15 protein-coding genes are annotated in these 19,180 nt (G+C 56.2%); 11 read left to right on the top strand and 4 right to left on the bottom strand.

From position 1 onward, the window contains the following. From VFU50_08070 to VFU50_08030, 9 genes are all read left to right on the top strand, one after another. Nucleotides 1-150 (top strand): NADH-ubiquinone oxidoreductase-F iron-sulfur binding region domain-containing protein (locus VFU50_08070; protein ID HEU5232799.1); only part of this gene is annotated, 150 nt, incomplete at its 5' end. Between the two features lie 457 nt (nucleotides 151-607). Beyond that, on the top strand, nucleotides 608-2,974 hold the full coding sequence (nuoG, locus tag VFU50_08065; protein HEU5232798.1) for an NADH-quinone oxidoreductase subunit NuoG: 2,367 nt from the start codon (nucleotides 608-610) through the stop codon (nucleotides 2,972-2,974). Between the two features lie 74 nt (nucleotides 2,975-3,048). Continuing rightward, nucleotides 3,049-4,119 carry an NADH-quinone oxidoreductase subunit NuoH gene (gene nuoH, locus VFU50_08060; GenBank protein ID HEU5232797.1) on the top strand — a complete coding sequence of 357 codons (1,071 nt, stop codon included), beginning with the start codon at nucleotides 3,049-3,051 and terminating at the stop codon, nucleotides 4,117-4,119. Between the two features lie 38 nt (nucleotides 4,120-4,157). After that, nucleotides 4,158-4,658, top strand: coding sequence for an NADH-quinone oxidoreductase subunit J (locus VFU50_08055; protein ID HEU5232796.1), 501 nt, complete (start codon nucleotides 4,158-4,160; stop codon nucleotides 4,656-4,658). Beyond that, a complete protein-coding gene (gene nuoK, locus VFU50_08050; protein HEU5232795.1) occupies nucleotides 4,655-4,957 on the top strand; it encodes an NADH-quinone oxidoreductase subunit NuoK in 303 nt (100 codons plus the stop codon). The genes VFU50_08055 and nuoK overlap by 4 nt, the downstream gene beginning before the upstream one ends. Beyond that, nucleotides 4,954-7,059: an NADH-quinone oxidoreductase subunit L gene (gene nuoL / locus VFU50_08045; GenBank protein HEU5232794.1), complete on the top strand. Its 2,106-nt coding sequence runs from the start codon at nucleotides 4,954-4,956 to the stop codon at nucleotides 7,057-7,059. Before nuoK ends, nuoL begins: the two co-directional genes overlap by 4 nt. Beyond that, nucleotides 7,056-8,603: an NADH-quinone oxidoreductase subunit M gene (locus VFU50_08040; GenBank protein HEU5232793.1), complete on the top strand. Its 1,548-nt coding sequence runs from the start codon at nucleotides 7,056-7,058 to the stop codon at nucleotides 8,601-8,603. Before nuoL ends, VFU50_08040 begins: the two co-directional genes overlap by 4 nt. Continuing rightward, a complete protein-coding gene (locus VFU50_08035) occupies nucleotides 8,600-10,135 on the top strand; it encodes an NADH-quinone oxidoreductase subunit N (protein HEU5232792.1) in 1,536 nt (511 codons plus the stop codon). Before VFU50_08040 ends, VFU50_08035 begins: the two co-directional genes overlap by 4 nt. Before the next feature lie 69 nt (nucleotides 10,136-10,204). Beyond that, nucleotides 10,205-10,966, top strand: coding sequence for a hypothetical protein (locus VFU50_08030; protein HEU5232791.1), 762 nt, complete (start codon nucleotides 10,205-10,207; stop codon nucleotides 10,964-10,966). A gap of 54 nt (nucleotides 10,967-11,020) precedes the next feature. On the opposite strand, the gene VFU50_08025 is transcribed toward VFU50_08030, so the two are convergent. From VFU50_08025 to VFU50_08015, 3 genes are all read right to left on the bottom strand, one after another. Then, nucleotides 11,021-11,584, bottom strand: a complete 564-nt coding sequence (locus tag VFU50_08025) for a DUF2127 domain-containing protein (GenBank protein HEU5232790.1) — start codon at nucleotides 11,582-11,584, stop codon at nucleotides 11,021-11,023. A gap of 65 nt (nucleotides 11,585-11,649) precedes the next feature. Next, complete coding sequence (locus tag VFU50_08020) at nucleotides 11,650-14,766, bottom strand: FAD-linked oxidase C-terminal domain-containing protein (protein ID HEU5232789.1); 3,117 nt, start codon at nucleotides 14,764-14,766, stop codon at nucleotides 11,650-11,652. Next, nucleotides 14,738-16,615 (bottom strand): thiamine pyrophosphate-dependent enzyme, encoded by a 1,878-nt coding sequence (locus VFU50_08015; protein HEU5232788.1) that lies wholly within the window; start codon nucleotides 16,613-16,615, stop codon nucleotides 14,738-14,740. Before VFU50_08015 ends, VFU50_08020 begins: the two co-directional genes overlap by 29 nt. 330 nt (nucleotides 16,616-16,945) lie before the next feature. Here VFU50_08015 and VFU50_08010 point away from each other — a divergent pair, with 330 nt between their 5' ends. Then, the gene (locus VFU50_08010; GenBank protein HEU5232787.1) at nucleotides 16,946-17,497 is read left to right on the top strand and encodes a hypothetical protein; all 552 of its coding nucleotides are present in this window, start codon (nucleotides 16,946-16,948) and stop codon (nucleotides 17,495-17,497) included. Between the two features lie 92 nt (nucleotides 17,498-17,589). Here the strand turns inward: VFU50_08010 and VFU50_08005 are convergent, their stop codons facing one another. Continuing rightward, nucleotides 17,590-18,360, bottom strand: coding sequence for a YoaK family protein (locus tag VFU50_08005; GenBank protein HEU5232786.1), 771 nt, complete (start codon nucleotides 18,358-18,360; stop codon nucleotides 17,590-17,592). 297 nt (nucleotides 18,361-18,657) lie between these two features. Between VFU50_08005 and VFU50_08000 the strand changes: the two genes are divergently transcribed. Further along, entirely contained in the window at nucleotides 18,658-19,134 is a 477-nt protein-coding gene (locus tag VFU50_08000) for an Hsp20/alpha crystallin family protein (GenBank protein ID HEU5232785.1), read from the top strand. The last annotated feature ends 46 nt before the right edge of the window (nucleotides 19,135-19,180 follow it).

Genomic DNA, 19,180 nt, shown 5'->3' with positions numbered 1-19,180 from the left:
GCTGGCCGAACCTTCTGCGCATTAGGCGACGCGGCTGCGTTTCCTACAATGTCGATCATTAAGAAATGGCGAAAAGAGTTTGAAGAGCACCTGGACGGAAGAAGTTGTCCGTTTGAAACGGCGTCATCGAGAGAGATGGCGCTAGTGTGAAATTTCGTGATTTCGCGATTTCGTGATTTCGCGATTTGAACAGCCGGAGACGACTCTGGGCACTAAGCAGGAGGAGTTAAGAGCTCGAACAAAGCGGTTTGCAATTGCCTCTGTAAGGCTTTTTCAGGCATTGCCAAAGTCCAGCGAAGCACAGGTTCTCGGAAAACAGCTTCTCCGTTCGGGTACTGCTGTCGGCGCGAACTACCGCGCGGTTTGCAGAGCCGATCGAAAGCCGAGTTCCTGGCCAAAATTGGTGTTGTGCTGGAAGAAGCAGACGAGTCTCTCTTTTGGCTTGAACTAATTCAGGATTGCAGAATTATGGATGCAGATAGACTTGCGAAGATCACTAAGGAAGCCCAGGAATTAACCCGAATCTTCGCGGCTATTCAACATACGACCCGAACCAAGTCAGCGCCGTAGCGTTGGCGAAGCAAATCGCGAAATCACGAAATCTCTCATGGCCGATGTAACCATCACAGTCGACGGCAAGAAGGTCACCGCTCCTGCGGGAACGCTGCTTATTGAGGCCTGCAAGAGTGCGGGCATCGAGGTCCCTGCCTTCTGCTACTACCCCGGACTCTCGGTTCAGGGCGCTTGCCGCATGTGTCTCGTGCGCATCGAGAAGATGCCGAAGCTTCAGACCGCATGCACCGTCCCGATCACTGACGGCATGGTCGTAACCACCGATAGTCCCGAAGTGGCACAAGCACGCAAAGCCACGGTTGAAATTCTGCTAGGCAACCATCCGCTTGATTGTCCGGTTTGCGACGCCGGGGGCGAATGCGAATTGCAAGACATGACGTTCCGCTACGGCGCTGCCGAGTCCCAGTACATGGAGTCAAAGGGACATAAGGAAGAGCAGCAGTGGTCGCCGGTGGTTTATTTCGACCGCCCGCGCTGCATTCTCTGCTACCGCTGCGTTCGCGTCTGCGGCGAAGGCATGGACGTATGGGCGCTCGGCGTCCAGAATCGCGGCGTCACTTCGCTGATCGCTCCCAACAAACAGGATCATCTCGAGTGCGAAGAGTGTGGCATGTGCATCGATATCTGCCCGGTCGGTGCGCTCACTTCGGGTGCTTATCGCTACAAGACTCGTCCCTGGGAGATGACTCACGTCGGCACCATCTGCACGCACTGTGGCGATGGCTGCAAGACCACTCTCGGCGTGCGCCGTTCCAAAGGCGGAATGGAGATCGTGCGCGGTGACAACCGCGATAAGAGCGGCATCAATGGCGATTTCCTTTGTATTAAAGGCCGCTACGCCTTCGATTTCGCCAATGCGGATGATCGCATCACGCAGCCGCTCGTTCGCCGCGACGGCAAACTGGTTCCCGTGTCATGGGAGCAGGCGATCGATCACGTTGCCAGCCGCTTCAAGCAGATTCGCGACAGTCAAGGCGGCACAGCCATTGGCGTAATCGGTTCGAACCGCACGACGAACGAAGAGAACTACCTGCTGCAGAAGTTCGCTCGTTCCGTTCTGGGAACGAGCAATATCGACCATCACCGCACGGCAGATTATCCGGCGTTTGCCAAGGCCGTTGCCGGCAAGCAGAACATCACGGCGACACTGCGCGAGACGATGACCGCGCCTGCGGTGCTCCTGATCGGCAACGATCCTACAGAGCAACATCCGCTTCTGGCCTGGAATTTGCGAACGAATCTCCGCATTCACAACGACCGCATTTACATCGTCAACTCCGGCGAGATCAAACTGCGTCGACAAGCGCGTGCTTATGCTCGAGTTCCGGAAGATGGTGGCGAGAGCCTGATGGTGCGCTACCTCGGGGGCGAAGACGGAGTTGCCAGCAAGCTCGAATCGGGCAATCTGAGCCGCGATGCGCTGCGCGACTTCCGGGACAAGGTGAAAGCCGAGCAAGGGCTGATCGTCATCTTCGGGTCCGAACTGCGCGGCGATGACATCACTCGGCTCGTCCAGTGGGGCGCAAAACAAGGCGCAAAGTTCATCTGCCTCGGCGACTACTCGAATTCCCGTGGCGCTGCCGATATGGGGCTTTATCCGGATCTGCTTCCCGGATTCACGGCAATATCGAACGGTGCAGCTTTCGCTCAGGAATATGGTGCGGCGATGCCGCAGCAGCGGGGGATGGACATTGTCGGAATGTTTGACGCAGCGAAATCTGCAAGGCTGGGCGCGCTCTACATCGTCGGCTCGAATCCGGTCGCTCGCTACAACATCGATCCCTTCGCGTTGAAGGACACGTTTGTCGTCGTGCAGGACATGTTCCTCACTGAAACTGCCACAACCGCCGAAGTTGTGCTGCCTGCGGCGAACGCCTACGAGAAGTCCGGAAGCTACACGAATACCTTCGGTGATCTGCAGCTTCTGAAAAAGGCCGGAGACCTCGCGGGCGTACGCACGGATTTCGAATTGATCGTCCGTATCGCCGATCGCATGGGCGCCGACGTTCACAAGCTTGTTCCCTTCGGAAAAGGGATGCGTGCCGATATGGGACAGAGCCGCGGCGCGCAATCGGGCGAAGCCGATCTCCATGCTGTCTGGCTCGCTGCTCGCAACCTGGAGCCGAAGCTGAGTCCATTCGATCCGGAAGCGCTGCTCGACGAAATTCAGCGGCTGGTGCCCGGCTACAATTTCTCGCGGCTGAACCTGTTTGCCGGAGCCGATGTACATACGCTGGCGCCGGAGCACAGCTCGATATCGCAGCCCGCGTCGCCTGAGACCATCGTGCCGGCAAACGATTCGCTGTTTACTTCAGGTACGCTTGGACGCTATTCGAATACGCTGAACTCGGTGATCGAGAACCGGAGAACCCCGGCGGAAGCCGAGATTCCGGCGGATTAGAACTCTGTGACCTTGATTTGTACTTCGTGACCTTCGTGTTCGCTCTTCTCGCTGTTGAACGGACTTAAAACGACTTGGACCTGACACACTACATCATTTTCGCCGTCATTAAGCTCGCGATCCTGCTCTGGCTGCTGCTCACCGCTGTCGCTTACATCGTCCTGATGGAGCGCAAAGTGATCGCGCGCATGCAGAACCGTTGGGGACCGACGCGCGTTGGTCCGTTTGGTCTGCTGCAACCCTTGGCGGATGGCATCAAATTTATCCTCAAAGAAGACGTCGTTCCCGACTCCGTCTATAAACCGCTGTACATCGCGGCGCCCATGATCGCGCTGATTCTGTCGCTGATTTCCATCTCCATCATTCCATTCGGTGGAGCGTGGGACCTGGGCGGCTATCACATTCCGCTTCAGACGACGGCGTTCTGGAACGGCGCGGGCATTCAGGACATTAATATTGGTTTGCTGATCATCCTCGGCATCACTTCGATCGGCGTCTATGGCGTGGCGCTCTCCGGATGGTCGTCGAACTCGAAGTATTCGCTTCTCGGATCGCTACGGGCAAGCGCGCAATTGATCAGCTATGAGCTGGCGCTTGGCTTGTCGCTGGTCGGAGTGCTGATTCTTTCCGGCAGCCTTAGCCTGCGGCAGATCGTCGATTCACAGGCCGGCTCAATTGTGAACTGGCATTTCTTTGGCGGATTCCAGTTCGTCGCGTTCTTTATTTACATCATGGCAGCCTACGCTGAGACCAACCGCATTCCTTTCGATCTTCCCGAAGCGGAAACCGAACTCGTTGCCGGCTACCACACCGAGTACAGCGCCATGAAGTTCGCGATGTTCTTCATGGCTGAGTACTGCAATATGGTCACGGTCGCCTGTCTGGCAACACTGCTTTTCTTTGGCGGCTGGCATAGCCCATTCGATGGCCTGAACATTGCCGCGCCGGGAATCTGGCTGATGATTTCGCCGCTGTTCTGGTTCTTTGTAAAGGTATTCTTCTTTATCTTCTTATATATCTGGATTCGCGGCACGCTGCCGCGTTTCCGCTACGATCAATTGATGTCGTTTGGCTGGAAGTTCTTACTTCCTTTGGCAATTGCGAATATCGTTGTTACCAGTTTGGTATTGGCATTGAAGTCTTAGCTGTTGAGGCGCGGCTTCCTCTGCGCCAGGTTCCTTAAATGTTCCACCTAGTCTTGTTCATCATCTTCGCAGTGATTTGTGTAGCGGGAGCGCTGAATTTCCTTCTGCAGCGCCATCCCGTGAACAGCGCACTCTCGCTGATCGTCGTCATGGGATCGCTCGCCCTGCTCTTCCTTTTGCTCGGCGCGGAGTTCGTCGCCGCGGTCCAGGTGATCGTCTATGCCGGTGCTGTCATGGTGCTGTTCGTCTTCGTCATCATGCTGCTCAATGCCGGTGAAGAAGAAAAGACGCGCGGCAACAAAGTCGCGCTTGCGCTTGGCGTGCCGGGCCTGATCGCGTTCTTCATCCTGATCTGCTGGACGGTTTCGGCAGCACGCTCACAGCTTGGACGCGTAAGCATCGGCGACTTTTACGTTCCGACGCAGCAGCTGGGCATCGCCTTGTTCCGCGAGTTCCTGCTGCCGTTTGAAGTGACATCCGTTCTGGTTTTGATTGCCATTATGGGCGCAGTTGTCCTCGCCCGAAGGGAGCGCCAATGATTCCGCTCTCCTGGTACGTGATTCTCGGCGCGATTCTGTTTGCCATCGGCGTAGCGGCATTTCTTATCAAGCGCAACATCATCACCATCTTCATGTCGATCGAGCTGATGCTGAACGCCGTGAACCTCACGTTCATCGCCTTCGCCAGCCGCTGGCATCAGGTGAGCGGACAAGTCTTTGTCTTCTTCGTCATGGTGGTTGCCGCAGCCGAGGCGGCAGTCGGACTGGCGATTGTGCTTGCCGTCTTCCGCACGCGTGAAACTCTCAACGTGGATCAGGTAAACCTGCTCAAACTATGACCTCGAGTCCCAATTTGAACCTGTGGCTCATCCCGATTCTGCCCCTGATCGGTTCGGCCATTAACGGCATCTTTGGCAAGCGCTTTCCGCGCAGCCTCGTGGCTGCTGTCGCGCTGATCTTTCCCGGCGCCGCGCTTGGCTGGGCGATCTGGGTGGTGACCCAGTTCTCGGCGATTCCGCAGGCGGCACTTCCCCATATCGAGCGGCTCTTTCCCTGGATCGAAATCGGGCAAACCTTCCGCGTCGATTACGGCTTCTATCTCGACCAGCTTTCTGTGACGATGCTGCTGATTGTCACTGGTGTCGGCTTCCTGATCCACATCTATTCGGTCGGGTACATGGCGGAAGAAGGCGGATACTACCGCTTCTTCTCTTATCTGAATTTGTTCATGTTCTTCATGCTCACGCTGGTTCTGGCGAACAGCTACCTGCTGATGTTCGTCGGATGGGAGGGTGTGGGCCTCGCGTCGTACTTGCTGATTGGCTTCTTCTTCCTTAAGGACTCGGCCGCGCAGGCGGGAAAGAAAGCATTCATTACGAATCGTGTCGGCGACTTTGCGTTCCTTCTCGGAATGTTCCTGCTGATTCAGCACTTCGGCACGCTCGATTACGACAAAGTGTTCAAAGCGATTTCGCCGCTGCCAGTGGAAGCCGGCGTCGGATTCCTCACCGCAACGGCGCTGTTAATGATGTTCGGCGCGGCTGGAAAGTCGGCACAGATTCCTCTGTACGTATGGCTGCCGGACGCGATGGAAGGTCCAACTCCCGTTTCGGCACTGATCCACGCAGCCACCATGGTCACGGCGGGCATTTACATGATTGCCCGATCTAACGTTCTGTTCCTGCACGCACCTCTTGCCCTGCGCGTTGTCGCCATCATCGGAGCGCTGACCGCAATCTTTGCCGCCAGCATTGGAATCGTGCAGACCGACATCAAGCGCGTTCTTGCCTATTCCACCGTTTCGCAGCTCGGATACATGTTCATGGCCTGCGGCGTGGCTGCGTTCTCCGCTGGAATCTTCCACCTGATGACGCACGCGTTCTTCAAAGCGCTGCTCTTCCTGGCTGCCGGATCCGTCATTCACGCGCTCAGCGGTGAGCAGGATATGCGCTACATGGGTGGATTGCGCAAGCTGATCCCATGGACTTTCTGGACGATGACGATCGCCACTTTCGCAATCGCCGGGTTTCCGCCGCTCAGCGGCTTTTTCTCGAAAGATGAAATTCTCTGGAAGACTTTTTCGGACAAGACACACGGAAGCTGGATCTTCTGGCTGATCGGCTGGATCACCGCTGGCATGACCTCGTTCTACATGTTCCGGCTCTGGTTCATGACGTTCTTCGGTGAGCGGCGCCAACCGGTCCACAACGAGCACGAAGAGCCAACCGGTGGCGTGCATGCGCCTGGTTCAGCGCCTGCCGATATTGGACATCATTCGGGCGTGCAGTCGGCACATGCTGGTGGGCATGGCGGACACGGTGGCCACGTTCACGAGAGCCCGTGGATTATGCTTGGCCCGCTCGTTGTTCTCGCGATTGGCTCTTTCGTGATGGGCTGGGTAGGAATTCCCGAATCGCTCGGCGGACACAACAAGTTTGATCAATTCCTCACGCCGGTCTTTCACACCAGTTCCGAGCCTGCGCGCGCTGCCGAGAACTTCCCCAATGAGCCGCAACAGTCCGAAAATCCCGAATCGGAAAAGAGCCTTGAGCTCGGGCTGGCAGGAGCGTCGGTGGGCGTGGCGGTTCTTGGATTGTTGCTCGCCTGGTTTCTCTACTATCGCCGGCCCGAACTTCCAGACCGAATCGCAACCAGCTTGCGCGGTGCTTATCGCACTCTCTGGAACAAATACTGGGTGGATGAGGCGTACTACGCTACGTTGATCAACCCCATCGTGAATGGCTCTCGCAGCGTGCTGTGGCGAGGCATTGATGTCGGCGTGATCGACGCAATTGTGAACGGCGCTGGCACGACCTCGAAGGGACTTTCGCGGGTAACTCGGCGAATGCAATCGGGCAGCATTCGCTCCTACGCTGGATGGGTTGCCCTTGGTGCAGCCTGCGTAACGGCGTTCATGATCTGGATGGGGCTGCGCGCATGAACACCTGGATTCTCACGCTGATTACGTTTGTGCCCTTCGCGGGAGCGATCCTGATCGCGCTCTTCCCGCGCAACGATCGCGTCATTAAATGGACTGCGCTCATTGTTTCCATCGTTGCGTTTATTTTCTCGCTGCATCTACCGGTGCATTGGTCGAGCGGTGCGGCGGGATTCCAGTTCGTCATCGACGCGGAGTGGATTGCGCATCCGAACATTCACTATCACCTCGGCGTGGACGGCATCTCGGTGTGGCTCGTGCTGCTTACGACTTTTCTTACGCCGTTCTGCGTCCTGATTTCGTGGAAGTCGATCCACGGCGCGGTGAAGGAATTCTTCGTCATCATGCTGATCCTGGAGACGGCGATGATCGGCGTCTTCGTCGCGCTCGATCTGTTCCTCTTCTACGTCTTCTGGGAGGCCACGCTGATTCCGATGGCGCTGATGATCGGCATGTATGGCCACGAGCGCCGGGTCTATGCTGCTGTGAAGTTCTTCCTGTACACGATGGTCGCATCGGTGTTCATGCTGGCAGCGATCATATGGTTTTACGTGCAGCTTGGAAGCTTTGATTACGTGAAGATTCAGAGCGCAATCCAAAGCGGATCGATTCCAGGATTCAATCATGCTGCCGAGCTTCTGTTCTTCGGATTCTTCATCGCGTTTGCGGTGAAGGTGCCTCTGTTCCCATTCCACACGTGGCTGCCCGATGCGCACGTCGAAGCTCCGACTGCGGGGTCGGTGCTGCTGGCTGGCGTGTTGCTGAAGATGGGCGTGTATGGATTGCTGCGCTTCAACGCGACGCTCTTTCCTGCTCAGGCGCACGAGCATGCACCCTGGATCAACGCATTGGCGCTGATTGGAATTGTTTACGGGGCATTAGTCGCGCTCGTCCAGCCGAACATGAAGAAACTGGTAGCGTACTCCTCTGTGAGCCACCTTGGGTTCTGTGTGCTCGGCGTTTTCACCTTCACGCAGATCGGCGTCGATGGCGCTGTTTACCAGATGCTGAATCACGGCATCTCGACCGGCGCACTGTTCATGCTGCTGGGCATGCTGCATGAACGTCGCCACACTTACGAGATCAAAGAATACGGCGGACTGGCTTCACCGATGCCGGTTTACTCGACGCTGTTCCTGATGATCACGCTCTCTTCAGTCGGACTGCCGCTGCTGAACGGATTTGTCGGCGAGTTCCTGATCCTCAGCGGCGCGTTCAGCGCGTGGCAGTGGTACGGAATCATCGGCACTACGGGAGTGATCTGGAGCGCAGGCTATCTGCTGTGGCTGTATCAGCGAACGTTCTACGGAGAGGTGAAGCAGCCGGTCAACGCCTCGCTGCCTGATGCCGACGGACGCGAGCGCATCAGCCTGATTCCGATGGTCGCGATGGCGATCATCATGGGCGTGGCTTCCCCGCTCTGGATTCGCATGATCGATCCATCGGTTCAGCAGTCGCTGCGGCCGACAGCGTGGATCGTAACGTCCAATCCTCAGCACTCGACATTACTCGCGCACCTGCTCCCGGTGAGCAAGGCAGATAAATGACGCCCAATCCTGATCTGAGTTACGTCCGCATTCTTCCTGAGCTCGTGTTGAGCGTCTGGGGCATTGTTGTCATGTTCGTCGAGCCGCTCCTGCCGGAGCGCTCCAGCCGTAAGGCCCTCGGCGTCTTTTCCTTTATCGGCACGCTGGTCGCGATTGCCGCTTCGCTGTACCAGGCCAACTATCCCGGATTGGGATGGTTCGGGATGATTCGTGTCGATGAATTCAGCGTCTTCTTTCACGTGCTGATTTGCGCGATCTCGGCGGTCGTGATCCTCGCGTCATTTGAATATCTCGAAACGCAGCAGATTCGCGGTGGGGAGTACTACGCGCTGATCCTTTTTGGAACGGTCGGCATGGTGCTGATGTCGTCGGCAGTGGAGCTGGTGCTGATCTTCATTGCGCTGGAAATCTCTTCCATTGCAACCTATGTGCTTGCCGGCTTCCGCCGACGCTACGCGACCAGCACCGAGTCATCGATCAAGTACTTTCTGCTGGGCTCGTTCGCGACGGCATTCTTTCTGTACGGTGTTGCACTGATGTTCGGTGCAACGGGATCGACCAAGATCTACGATATCGCCTCGGCTCTGCAGCCATCCGGCGCCTCACTCGTTCCAGGCATGAATGTGCCGATAAGCCATGGGCTCGCTTATGTGGCTGTTGCGCTTATATTCGTGGGCATTGGTTTTAAAGTCGCTTCGGCGCCGTTTCATATCTGGACTCCCGATGTATATGAAGGTGCGCCGGCTCCCGTTGTGGCACTCATGTCCACGGGGCCGAAAGCCGCGGCTTTCGCGGTGCTGCTCCGCATTCTCTTTGGAGCTGCAATCGGAACCGGCAATGCGTGGTTTTGGCTGGTATGGATCTCCGCCGCGCTCTCGATGACGCTGGGCAATCTGGGCGCATTATTGCAGACGAACGTGAAACGCATGCTGGCGTATTCGTCGATCGCTCACGCCGGATATTTGCTGGTCGCGTTCGCCGCCGTGATCGCTCCCAATGCGCGCGACGTCGGCATCACGGCTGCCATCTTCTATGCCGCTTCCTACGCTGCGATGAACGTGGGCGCCTTCGCAGTCGTATCTCACTTCGCACGCAGCGGCGAGCAATACGTAAACATTGAAGACTATGCAGGGTTGGGGAAGCGGTCTCCAGTGCTCGCGATAACTTTAACCATCTTCCTACTTTCCCTGATTGGGATTCCCGCAACGGGAGGCTTCTTCGCCAAGTTCTACGTCTTCAATGCCGCTCTCAAGAGCAATCTGGTGTGGCTCACAATCATCGGCTTGGTGAATAGCGCGGTTGCCGCTTACTATTACCTACGGCTCGTAGTTGTCATGTACATGTATGAACCGCAAGCCGGCGAAGAAACTTTGCGATTGAAGGCAGCGCCTGGGCTGACCACTGCACTCGTTGTCGCGGCTATCGTCACGGTCTGGCTTGGAGTAAAGCCGGGCAACGTGTTGGATTATGCCAATCGCGGAGCCGTTCGGCTCTTACCTGCGGTTCAGCAAACGTCCAATCTCATTCGGTAGGCGACGGACTGTGAGCAAGCCAACCTGGGCTTCAGCAATTCCGCTCTAAGTTGCTGAGGCCCTAATCTTATGTTGTTACGTCGTGCTTTCTTCATAGCTGCTGTCGCATTACTTTCTTCTGCTCTGGGTATTTCCCAAACTGCTCAGCAAACTGCCCCGAATCAAAGCACAGCAACCACGCCGCCGCCCCCTGCTGCCGCATCGCAATCGCCGGAACAGCCACAGAAGGAAATGCCTCCGGATACGAAAGCGCCGGCTCCAGTGCCGTCGGCCAAGCCACAGTCCGACTCAATTCCGACTTCGACGACCGAAAACTCTCAACCTCAGATCCTGAAAGCAGGCACGGAATTTCGCGCGACTCTGGATACTCCGCTCTCGACGAAGACTTCCAAAGTGGGCGATCGTTTCACGGCAACGATCAGTGCTCCGGTGCGCGGCGCCATCGGGAATGTGATTATCCCAACAGGCGCAAAGCTGAACGGGCAGGTCAGCGATTCCGATAATGAAAAGCTGGACGATGCCATTAAAGACATGGGCCACCTGAACCTCCGCTTCACCGACATTCAACTACCGAACGGAACAGACGTTCCCATCGATGCGACCCTGATTTCGGTTCATAGAACCAAACCAGCCGCACGCGCAGAAAACACGGCCCCAGCCATGGGCACAAATGCCGGCCTTACTGGAGCTTTTGGTCCACCGCTGAAGGGATTGGCCGTTGGCAATCTTGCGGGAGGCGGTTACGTTCTGGCGACGACAGGCAAGCAGGTAAATCTTCCCGCGGAATGCGGATTGCGTTTGCGCGTGGATCGGAACACGCCGGTACCTTAAAAGCAGGGGACAGGTTACAGGGAACAGGTGATAGGCAAACGCGGGAAAAACCGATTATCCAAGCGCACCATGCTTCGCCCTGTTCCCTGCCACGTGTTCCCTCTTCCCTTCCTTCAACGTGTCCCACCGCACATAGACCATGTAAAGCACTACAACGATGTTGATGAGCAGCACAATCCAGCGGATCACATGATGAGGATGCTTCACCACTTCAAGAATCTCCCACGGTAGATAAGCAGCTCCTGAGATGATCGCGAACCACTCCGCCCAGGCACGCGCGTTCCATAGACCGTAAGCTTCGATGAAGCGAATCACCGCATATCCGAACGCCACAAACGCAAGAGTGACGATGCGCGTATCGCTCATGCGATCGGCAGCATTGATAAACGCCTGCGCAATGCGATGTGCAGGATTGAGGTGCAGCGCCTCGACAATATTTTCAGCAATATCTCCGAGATCTTTGTGAAGCAGAGTGAACAGTCCGATTCCAGCACCGATTGCGAGAATTCCTTTGAGCGCTTCGAGCGAGGCTACTGCTCGCAAGCCTGCAAGATGAGCGCAACGCACGTCATCCGGCGGACAATCTTCGGGGTTGGTTCCGGGAAGTCGAAACGGCATTCGGAGTTGAGACTGTTTTAACGTTATCAGAATGAGATGCAGTCTCGGACAACCTGACGTTGTTCTCAGTTCTGCTGAGCTGCGGCCTCCGTACCATTCGAGTTCCGTTTAACCGCCGCATACCACAGTGCTGCCGCTGCGAGCCCGGCGCTTACGAGCGCGCTGCTCGTCTTCAACATCGACGCTTTCACTTCCTTCTCGCGCCGCTCAACCATGCTCTGCTCCGGAGGATCTCCGTTTAGACCTCGGCCGTTGTGCAGCGCAAGCTGAATCACTTGAGCGATGTGCAGAGCCTCACGATTCGTGAGTTGGCGAATCTGCTCCTGACAACTGAAGCCGTTGGCGATGATGAACGCGTCACTTTCGGCTTTTCGGATCGCTGGGAGTAGGCCATGTTCGGCGCAGCGAATGGAGACGTCGTACTTCTCCTCTTCGAAACCGAATGAGCCCGCCATTCCGCAGCAGCCGTCATCGAGTACTTCGAAATCCAGGCCGAGCCGCTTGAGCAGCGCAATCTCATCGTCCATCTGCATGATCGCTTTGTGATGACAGTGTCCGTGAACAATCGCTCGGCGCTCGAGTTTGGGAATTTGGAAATCCGGAGCCTTCTTCTGCAGGAACTCGCTTAGCAGAAATGTCTGGCTCTTCATGCGCGCTGCATCTTCGTCCGCAGGCATGAGATTACAGAGCTCATCACGAAAGACTGCGGCGCAACTGGGCTCGAGGACCACAATGGGAACCCCGGAGGTGAGGTCCTGGCGTAAGTTGCTCAAGACCTTCTGCAGGTAGCTCTTCGCGCGATCGAGCATTCCAAAATCGAACAACGGACGACCACAGCAGAGTGGCTTTTCAGGAACGATGAGGTCGAACCCCGCCGATTCCAATACTTCAACTGCAGCGTGCGCGATATCTGGGTGGAAGTAGTTATTGAATGTATCGGCCCACAACAGCACTTTCTGCCGTGTATCAGCCCGGTGATCGCGTTTGCGCGATTTCCGCTTTTGAAACCACGCACGAAATGTCGTGGGAGCAATCGGCGGCAGCGATCGATGCGGAGAAATTTCCGCCGCTTTCTTGGCGATTTCGGCCAATGCAGGGGTTTGCGTGATGATGTTGAAGGCACCAGGCATCAAGGATGCGAGTTGCGCCCATTCATTGATGAGCCCCAAAGCATACGCAGTCCGGGGGCGAGGCTTCGATTCGTAGTAATGCGACAGAAATTCAGCTTTGTAAGTCGCGACATCGACTGATACCGGACAATCACCTTTGCACCCTTTACACGAAAGACACAGATCGAGCGCCTCTTTCACATGCGCATCCTGCCAACCTTCCTGAATGGAATCGCCGCGCAGCATTTCGAACAGCAGGCGGGCGCGGCCGCGCGTCGTATGTTTCTCTTCGCGAGTAGCGCGAAAACTGGGACACATGGTGCCGCTGTCGAGAGATCGGCACTTTCCTACTCCGAAGCAGCGTTCCGTCGCTTCGGCGAAGCTGCCGTGATCTTCGGGAAATTTAAAATGCGTGAAGACCGGCTGAGGCCGATAGTCCGGACCCGCGCGTAAATTCGAATCCAACGGATATGCATCGACCACCTTGCCCGGATTCATTCGCCAATGCGGGTCCCAGATTGACTTAAACTCGCGAAACGCCTGCATCAGCTCCGACCCAAACATCTTCGGCAGCAACTCGCCTTTCGCCTGGCCGTCGCCGTGCTCGCCCGAGAGCGAACCTCCATAGCTGACGACGAGATCGGTCGCCTCTTCCATGAAGCTGCGAAAATTGCGCACACCTGCTGCAGTCTTCAGGTTGAAGGTAAGACGAGTGTGCATGCAGCCATCGCCGAAGTGACCGAAGATCGTCATTTTGTAACCGTGCCTGTCGACAATCTTGTAGAAATCACGCAGGTAATTTCCCAACTTCTCCGGAGCTACTGCCGTGTCTTCCCATGAAGGCCATGCGTCTTCTTCGCCGGGAACACGGCTCGCGCCGACGCCATCTTCACGCGTTTGCCAGATCGACTGTTGATCACCGGCATCAGAGAACACCTTCATTTCCAGGTGCCCACTCATACTGCGCTCGACTTTGCGCTTCGCGTGCTCGGCTTCGGCTGCCGCTTCGGCTTCGGTTTCAGCTCCGAACTCGACCAGAACCCAGGTGTCTCCTTTGGGGAGTAGGTCGACTCCGCCGACCGGCTTCCCTTTTCGGTGCATGTTTTCGATGACGTGCTTTTGGAAAGCCTCAAGCGCGATAGGGTTCAACGCGCGCAAATCGGCGGCATGATCGGCGGCCGTGAACATGTCGGGATAGGCGATTACCAGCAGCGCTCGTTTTGCAGGACTGGGCACGAGCTTCAGCTTTGCCGAAAGGATCAATGCACAGGTGCTCTCAGACCCAATCAGCGAGCGAGCGACATGGAATTCGTTTTCGGGAAGGAGCTCATCAAGGTTATAGCCAGAGACACGACGCGGAATCTGTGGATACCGGTCGCGAATCTCTTTCCCATAACGGTCCCGCAGCTTTTTCAACGATTTGTAAATCTCTCCTGTCCTGCCCGCATCGCGCATTTTGCGGGCTAATTCGAATTCGCTGGTTTTACCCACCGTCAGATGAAGGCCGTCGTAAGTGAGGATCTCCAGCTCTTCCACGTTGTCGACGGTTTTGCCCGCCATCACCGAGTGTGCGCCGCAGGAATTGTTACCAAGCATTCCGCCCAGCGTGCAGTACTTGTGAGTCGCAGGATCGGGACCGAAGGTGAGGTGAAATCGCTCGGCCGCATGGCGAAGCTGGTCACAGATGATGCCAGGCTGCACACGCGCGTAGCAGCGATACGGATCGAGCTCGAGAAGCTGATTGAGATACTTGGAAAAGTCGATCACGACAGCGACATTGCAGGTTTGGCCTGCCAGGCTGGTTCCGCATCCTCGTGCCAGGATGGGAACGTCACGCCGTCGGCAAGCTTCGACGGTTTCGAACACATCCTCCATCTGCTTCGGGATCACTACGCCAATCGGCACCTGACGATAAATCGAGAGGTCAGAGGCGTAGAGAGCGCGACTGCCGATGTCAAAGCGCACTTCACCTGCGATCTTCTTCCTCAGCTCGGATTCGAGCGCATGCGCCTCCTTGGACCAATCATCGGCGCTGACGCGTGGATTAGGCTTTATGTTTACCAGTGTCGCCATTGCGCCCGCCCTTTCTCGAAAGCTCCAGCTCCTCTTGACCTTCCTTTTCGTGATCGATTCCGAGCACGCGCGCTCCCGCTCCATACGGACTCGCTTCGAAGGTAGCTTCGTCGAGCATGTCTCGTCCGATGGTGAGGCCGATCGGCACACGATTGCGGTCGCCGCGTGCAAGCGCTTCTGCCAGATGCTTGGTCTGACGTTTCGTAATGACCGGCGGCAAAGGCGGTTCATGCGGATCGACGACACACTCAATCACCACGGGTCCATCCATGTTCAATGCTTGTTTGAGTTGATCGTGGCAGTTTTTCGGCTCCTCGATGTAAACAGCTTTCAGTCCGCAGGCTTCGGCTACTTTTACAAAGTCAATTGGCGCAAGCTCCACGCCGTACTCCGGATTTCCGAGAAAGATCATTTGCTCCCACTTAATTAGCCCTAGCGTGTTGTTCTTGACCACGATCAGCTTTATCGGCAGCTTGTGCTGAACGAGCGTAGCCAGATCTCCCATCATCATGCTGAGAGAGCCGTCGCCGGTAAACGCAACCACCTGCCTGCGCGGAAACGCGACTTGTGCTCCGATTGCATAAGGCAGGCCCGCAGCCATACTGCATAGCGTGCCGCTGAAGGAAAACTTCTGGTTTTTGCGCAGCATCATGCGCGCGATCCAAGTGGTGACGGTGCCTGAATCGCCGCACACAATCGCGTCGTCCTTAAGCATCTTCGAGAGATTCCAAGTGATGACCTGCGGCTTCATCGGCTTGTCACGACGAGTGCCGCGCTCTTCCATGAGCGCCCACCATTCGCGCGCTTCCTTTTGTGCTTGCTTGAGGAAGCCGCGATCTTTGTTACGCGGCAGAAATGCCAGCAGCTCGCGCAAAGTAGCTTTCGCATCGCCGACGAGCCCCACGTTCACTGGATAACGCAGTCCAATACGCTCAGGCTTGTCATCGATCTGAACACCAACAGCTTGTCCCGGCTTGGGAAGGAACTCGATATAAGGGAAAGAGCTGCCGACGATCAGCAACGCATCGCATTCCTTAAATGCGTTCCATGAAGGTCGGGTACCTACTACTCCCGTCCCACCGACGCAATAGGGACTGTCGTCCGGCAGACAGTCTTTTCCGAGTAGTGCTTTCACAACCGGCGCCCCGAGACGCTCAGCCGTCTGTTCCAACTCCTCGCGCGCACCACGTGCGCCGGCTCCGGCGAGAATGGCGATCTTCTTCTTATTCTTGAATACCGCCGCGGCTTTTTCGATCTGCGCGCGTTCGGGAATGCGTCGTGGAATCGTAAACGCATCTGACTCATGCCCGGGCAGATTGCGATGCGAGCGCTTCTGCTCTGACATGGTCGCAATCTGGTAATCAATCGGAATGCAGATGTGCGACACACCACGATGGCTCAATGCCGCGCGACACGCCAGATTCACCACGTTCTCCACATGCGCCGGTCCCATGATCCGCTGGTTGTAGATGGCAACATCCTGGAAGAGATAATCCTGATTCATGTCTTGCAAGTAGTGCGTACCGATCAGGTCGTGGTAGGTCATACCGGTAATCGCGAGTACCGGAGCCTGATCGATCTTCGCGTCGTAGAGCCCATTCAGCATGTGAATGGCACCCGGGGCAGCAGTTGAGAAGCAGACACCCAGCTTGCCCGAGAACTTTGCATATCCGCAGGCCGCCATAGCTGCTGCTTCTTCGTGCCTCATGTGCACATAGCGAATTCTTCCCTGCGCCTTGCGCAGAGCTTCCATGAAGCCGTTGATTCCATCTCCGGGCAGACCAAAGACAACTTCCACGCCCCAATCAATGAGCGTGTGTACGACGGCATCTGAGATCGTCATTGCCATTTGCTTCTCCAGATTAGTGCGGTGACTTGGAACCGTGTAGCGAGAATTTTGGGAAACTTGCGCGAGTGAAGACGAGAAGTTAGCTCCACCCTCACCTAGATATCAGCAGAGGCGGAGAGGTTGACCGTACCGCCGGAAACCATTGCTGGAATACTCCGATATTCATCTACGCGTACCAGCAGGTCCCATTGCCGTTACAACCATCCCAAATTGCAACCATCACTCTCTTGCTTGCACCGCACTAAATGGATACAAATCCAACAAAATTTCGAGGTTGGGACGCATTTCTGGGCCGAGCGCTCGGGGTGTGTTCCTGAGAGGTGGAATGCAATGTCAAGTTATCCAGTGGTAGTGGATCGCGACCGCGGGCTTTCCTGGTCAGCGATCTTCGGCGGTACTTTCGTATTCCTTGCAATTGAAGCGACGTTCGGAATTCTGGGTATGGCGATCTTCGCTTCCGCAACTACTCCGGCGAACGGCAATGCCGTCACAGGGGGAATCAGCACCGGCATCGGCATCTGGGCCGTTGTGCTCTCGATCATCGCTCTGTACTTTGGCGGACGCGCAGCCGCGGTTCTGAGCCGGACATCAATCCCGCACATCGGCATGTATCACGGCTTTGTGACCTTCGGTATGGCGGTTTTCAGCTCGGTTCTGATCACCAGCATGGTGCTCACCGGCACCGTATCGGGCAACGCGAATCCCGGCGCCGTCGGCGCGGGGAGAGTTGCTGATGTGCTCGCAGTCGGTGGTTATTGGTTGTTCGTAGCCCTAATCCTGGGACTCATCGCAGCCACAGCCGGCGGACGCCAAGGAGTGCCGAAGAGAGATCTGAAAGCAGTGGATCGCTCTGAAGTGGGTGAAACGCGCAGGATCGCATAGTTTGAGTAGCTTGTCGGCTACCGGCACACAGCGTCAAACCAGATGACTGCCTGTCCTCAAACCCGGTAGCCCGACGGGCGAAGCAGCCGGATTCAGCGCTCGGACTGGTCTTTTTCTTCTTCTACCGCTAGCGGAAGAAACTGATCAGCGATGATTGCGATGCACAGCAGTGCAACAGGAATAAAGAGCGATTGCAATTCCCATTTCGATTCCAGCCCCGTGCCAGCGACCGCACCCACCGTGTAAGTGCACCAGATTGCAAATATAAACCAAGCTTTGCGGACGGTCTGATGCCGATGGTGCAGCCGTTCAGCAACTGCGGGATTCGTCTTTCCCGACACAGCGTCGAAGGCGTCGAAGATCACCTGTGAGACGAGCTGGCAAAACTTGTTGATCATGCCCGTAACAAACGTAGTGTGCACGGTCAGAGCCCCAACGCGAGTGATGGTTGCCGTCTGCAGCCCCATGGCAAGGGCGAGCAACCCGAGCGCAGTCTTCGGATAGTGCACCGCCACTTCTGATTTGAGTCCGCCGAGTTCTCCCGAAGCGACGATCGCGAGCAACGCGGCTTCGATGCCCAGAGTCCACGAAGCAATGGCGCGAATCCGATTGCGCGCGCCTACCTCAATCAGGGCACGTCCTGCGAGAGATCCTCCCACAAACGCGATCAGCACCAAGCCGGCGAGTCCAGCTTCCTTAGCATCTCCGCCGAACAGCGAATTACCAAGGTGAACCGTGTTGCCGGTCATGTGTGCGGTGAACGTGTGGTAGGCGGAAAGATAGCCGACGATGTCCACACACCCTGCAGCAAAGGTGAGGAGAAGGGCGACCGCAGATTTTTCGGAATGATTCTGTCCAGGCACTTGCAGCCTCGACAACCAGATTGCAGTACTTCTGGTCAGAGAACGAAGAAGTAGAAATGGTTGCTGCGAGACAGAGATCGTTCAATATCGAAGATTGCTGCGAAACCATCGCATTGCAATGAGTGCCACTCCGTGCGATTGTCTGGGCTAGCATCCGTCGATTGCCAACCATCATCGATGCTAATTAGCACTGTAGTCATGCGGCGACACTCCACCGCTGCCGCGCTTCCACGCTTCGGTTGAGTGTTCCGTCCGCGAATCTTTATTTCATCTCGGAAGCAAGGAGGAAAATTCACTATGGCGATTACGCGTTGGAATCCATCGTCAGACCTCTATTCACTGCAGAGTCGCATGAATCGACTGTTTCAAGACATGTATGGCGACTGGGGCCGGTCCGATGAATCTTTGCATAATTCGGCTTTCGCACCGCCAGTTGACGTATATGAAGACGAAAACAATCTTTCGCTGAAGTTCGAAGTCCCCGGCATAAACGAAAAAGATATTGACGTAAACATCGACAACAACGTTCTAACAGTCAGCGGCGAACGCAAATTCGAGAAGAATGAGAAAGAAGAAAACTTCCACCGTATCGAACGCCGATACGGCAGCTTCACACGTTCCTTCACCCTGCCGCAGTCAGTCGATCCCAACACCTGCAACGCCAATTACGATGATGGCGTGCTCAACATCAAATTCGCCAAGAAGGCTGAGAGCAAACCTCGCCAAATCAAAATCGGCAGCAGCGGAAAGACGCTTCAAGGAAAAGCGGCATAGCGGCGCTTCAAAACTTTCCGGTATCCTAGGCTGCCGCGAAATGCGG

It is taken from the genome of Terriglobales bacterium, assembly GCA_035764005.1.
Classification (GTDB): Bacteria; Acidobacteriota; Terriglobia; order Terriglobales; family Acidobacteriaceae; genus Gp1-AA112.
The sequence above is the reverse complement of the archived record's forward strand: the minus strand, read 5'-3'. Positions and strand labels throughout refer to the sequence as shown.